General features: G+C 69.5%; 3 protein-coding genes. 2 read left to right on the plus strand and 1 reads right to left on the minus strand.

What is annotated here, in order from left to right; all coding sequences use genetic code 11:
- Positions 1-1,139: FGGY-family carbohydrate kinase (locus GRX66_RS17595; RefSeq protein ID WP_159527667.1), on the minus strand; the 1,139-nt coding region annotated here is incomplete at its 3' end.
- A 327-nt stretch (positions 1,140-1,466) separates the two neighbouring features.
- Between GRX66_RS17595 and glpA the strand changes: the two genes are divergently transcribed.
- Positions 1,467-3,239, plus strand: a complete 1,773-nt coding sequence (glpA, locus tag GRX66_RS17600; protein ID WP_159527668.1) for an anaerobic glycerol-3-phosphate dehydrogenase subunit GlpA — start codon at positions 1,467-1,469, stop codon at positions 3,237-3,239.
- The coding region (locus GRX66_RS17605; protein WP_159527669.1) for an FAD-binding protein at positions 3,229-3,396 on the plus strand (168 nt) is incomplete at its 3' end. The genes glpA and GRX66_RS17605, both read left to right, overlap by 11 nt.

The raw sequence follows: 3,396 nt of genomic DNA on the forward strand, positions 1-3,396 counted from the left end.
CCGCGGGTCATGCCGACGATGGTGCCGCGCGCGCGGCCGTCCCAGTGGGGGGCGCCGAGCCCCGTGAACGCCGGCACCATGTAGACGCCGTCAGTCGACTCCACTGAGCGCGCGAGGCTCGCGGTCTCCCCGGGGCTGTCGATGAGGTCGACGTCTTCCAGCCACTCGATGGCGGCGCCGGTGATGAAGATGGCGCCCTCGAGGGCGTACTGCACGGGTTCGCCGGACCGCTGGAACCCGATGGTGGTGAGGAGGCCGTGGTCGGACTCGACGGCGTCCGCGCCCGTGTTCATGAGGTAGAACGAGCCGGTGCCGTACGTGTTCTTGGCGTCGCCCTCGTCGAAGCACGTCTGGCCGAACAGCGCCGCCTGCTGGTCGCCGAGCGCGCCGGCGACCGGCACCTCGGCTTCGAGGAAGCCGTCGGGGTCGGTGGTCCCGTACGTCTCCTCGTCGGAGGACGGCCGGACCTCGGGCAGCATCGGGGCGGGGACGTCGAACTCCGCGAGCAGGTCGTCGTCCCACTCGAGGTCGTGGATGTTGAACAGCATCGTCCGGGACGCGTTCGAGACGTCGGTGACGTGGTTCCCGGTGAGCTTGTAGATGAGCCAGGCGTCGATGGTCCCCATCAGGAGTTCGCCGGCCGCCGCGCGGTCGCGGACGTCCTCGGGCCGCGTGCGCTGGAGCTTGATGGGGTCGGCGTTGTCCAGAATCCACTCGGTCTTCGTCGCCGAGAAGTACGCGTCGGCTTCCAGGCCGGTCTTCTCGCGGATCATCTCGACGTCGCCGTTGGCTTCGAGTTCCTCCACGCGCTCTGTGGTGCGGCGGTCCTGCCAGACGAGCGCGTTGTAGACCGGGCTGCCGCTCTCGGCGTCCCAGACGACGGTGGTCTCGCGCTGGTTCGTGATGCCGAGCGCGTCCAGCTGGGACGCGTCCAGGCCCGCGTCGACGAGGCCGGTGGTGACGGCCCGCTTGGTGTTCTCCCAGATTTCGGCGGGGTCGTGTTCGACCCAGCCGGGCTCCGGGTAGATCTGTTCGTGCTTCTCGTAGGCGTTCGCGACGACCTGGCCGCTGTGGTCGAACACCATGAAGCGGGTGCCCGTGGTCCCCTGGTCGATTGCCCCGACGTATGTGCGTGCCATGTGCGGTCTTCTCTCGGCGGCCACTTTATGCGTTGGCCGCCTCGGCAGTAGCAAGCGGGCCGACCGTCATAAAAGTTACCGATGCTTGGGGTATACCAATAAAGAAATCGGGGGCCCGGAGACACCGTGGCGAGGGCCGCGTCTACTGTTCTCTGTGGCCGGCGACTTCCGGTCGAACGTCCCGCGCCGCCCGCGAACGAGCGGGACCGAGACGCGGCCCCGGTCCGAGAACTCGCGCCGATGCCCGGGTACGCAGTACAATATTTACTATTGTCTGGGGGGTGTCGATAAAATAAAGTGGGTGGCCGCAGAATCCGTAGAGAACAGATGGCATCGCCACCACACGTCGCCGTCGTCGGCGGCGGGTCGACGGGAACGGGCATCGCCCGCGACCTCGCGATGCGAGGCTTCGAGGTCACGCTCGTCGAACAGGGAAACCTCACCCACGGGACGACGGGCCGGATGCACGGCCTCCTGCACAGCGGTGCCAGGTACGCGGTCTCCGACCAGGCCAGCGCCGAGGAGTGCATCGGGGAGAACCGCGTGCTCCGCGACATCGCCAGCCACTGCGTCGAGATGACCGGCGGCCTCTTCGTGAAGCGCCCGGAGGACTCCGAGGAGTACTTCCAGGAGAAACTGGCCGGCTGCCGGACCTGCGGGATTCCCGCCGAGGTCCTCACTGGCGAGGAGGCGCGCGCGATGGAACCCCACCTCGCGACGGACGTCGAGAAGGCGATCTCCGTCCCCGACGGCGCCGTCGACCCGTTCCGACTCGTCGTGGCGAACGCCGCCAGCGCGCAGGAACACGGCGCGCGCGTCGAGACGCACTCCACGGTCACCGACCTGCTCGTGGCGGACGGCGAGGTCGTCGGCCTCGAGGTCGAACACGAGTCCGGGCCCGGCACGCACGTCCACGGGACCGAGAGCGGGACCGAGCAGATTCGGGCCGACCACGTGATCAACGCGACCGGCGCGTGGGCCGGCCGCATCGGCGACATGGCGGGCGTCGACATCGCGGTCCGCCCGTCGAAGGGCGTGATGACCATCATGAACGTCCGGCAGGTCGACACCGTGATCAACCGCTGCCGGCCGAAGGGCGACGCCGACATCGTCGTCCCGCACGAGACCACGGCCATTCTCGGGACCACCGACGAGGAGGTCGACGACCCCGAGGACTACCCCGAGGAGCAGTGGGAGGTCGACGCCATGATCGACACGCTCTCCGAGCTCGTGCCGATGCTCGAGAGCGCGCGCACGATTCGCTCGTTTTGGGGGGTGCGGCCGCTGTACGAACCGCCGGACGTCGGCAGCGACGACCCCACCGACATCACGCGGGACTACTTCCTGCTCGACCACGCGGACCGCGACTCGCTCCCGGGGTTGACGAGCATCGTCGGCGGGAAGTTCACGACCTACCGGATGATGGCCGAGGCCGTCACCGACCACGTCTGCGCGAAGTTCGGCGTGGACGCCGACTGCCGGACGGCGGACGTCCCGCTCCCCGGCAGCGAGGAGTTCTCGGTCCTCCGGGACTACATGGACGAGTTCGGCCTCCGGTCGCCCATCGGCCGCCGGAGCGTCGAACGTCTCGGCTCCCGTGCCGGGGACGTCCTGGACACCGCGGCTCCGAACCCGACGATCTGCGAGTGCGAGGGGGTCACGCGCGCCGAACTCCGCGACGCCATCGGGCAGGCGGGGTCGGACCTCAACGCCGTCCGCATCCGCACCCGTGCGTCGATGGGGAACTGCCAGGGCGGCTTCTGCTGTCACCGGATGGCCAGCGAACTCCACGGCGACGCGGCCGAGGGAGCGGGCGCCTACGACGAAGCCACGGCGCGGCGTGCGTGGGACGACCTGCTCCAGGAGCGCTGGAAGGGCCAGCGCCACGCGCTCTGGGGCGAACAGCTCTCCCAGGTGATGTTGAACTACGCGCTGCACGCCACGACGCAGAACCGCGACCGCGACCCCGCGGACGGAGACGGTGTCGACTTCGCCAGGTTCGATAGCGGCCCGCCCAGCGCCGACGCGACTGAATCGGGCGACCGCTGCAGCGACGACGGCAACGTGGCCACCGACGGAGGGGAGCGGGATGGCGATTGAGTCGGACGTCCTGGTCATCGGCGGCGGCCTTGCGGGCCTGACGAGCGCGCTCGCCGCCGCGCGCGCCGGCGCGGACACGCGCCTCGTCTCCTACAAGCAGAGCACGCTCCGGAACGCCTCGGGACTCGTGGACCTGCTCGGCCTACACGGCCCGGAC

Source organism: Halobacterium bonnevillei (genome assembly GCF_009831555.1).
In the GTDB taxonomy this organism is placed as follows: Archaea; Halobacteriota; Halobacteria; order Halobacteriales; family Halobacteriaceae; genus Halobacterium; species Halobacterium bonnevillei.

Coding starts and splice junctions, on each gene's coding strand:
- glpA (WP_159527668.1), top strand. CDS start 1,467: ATGGCATCGCCACCACACGTCGCCGTCGTCGGCGGCGGGTCGACGGGA.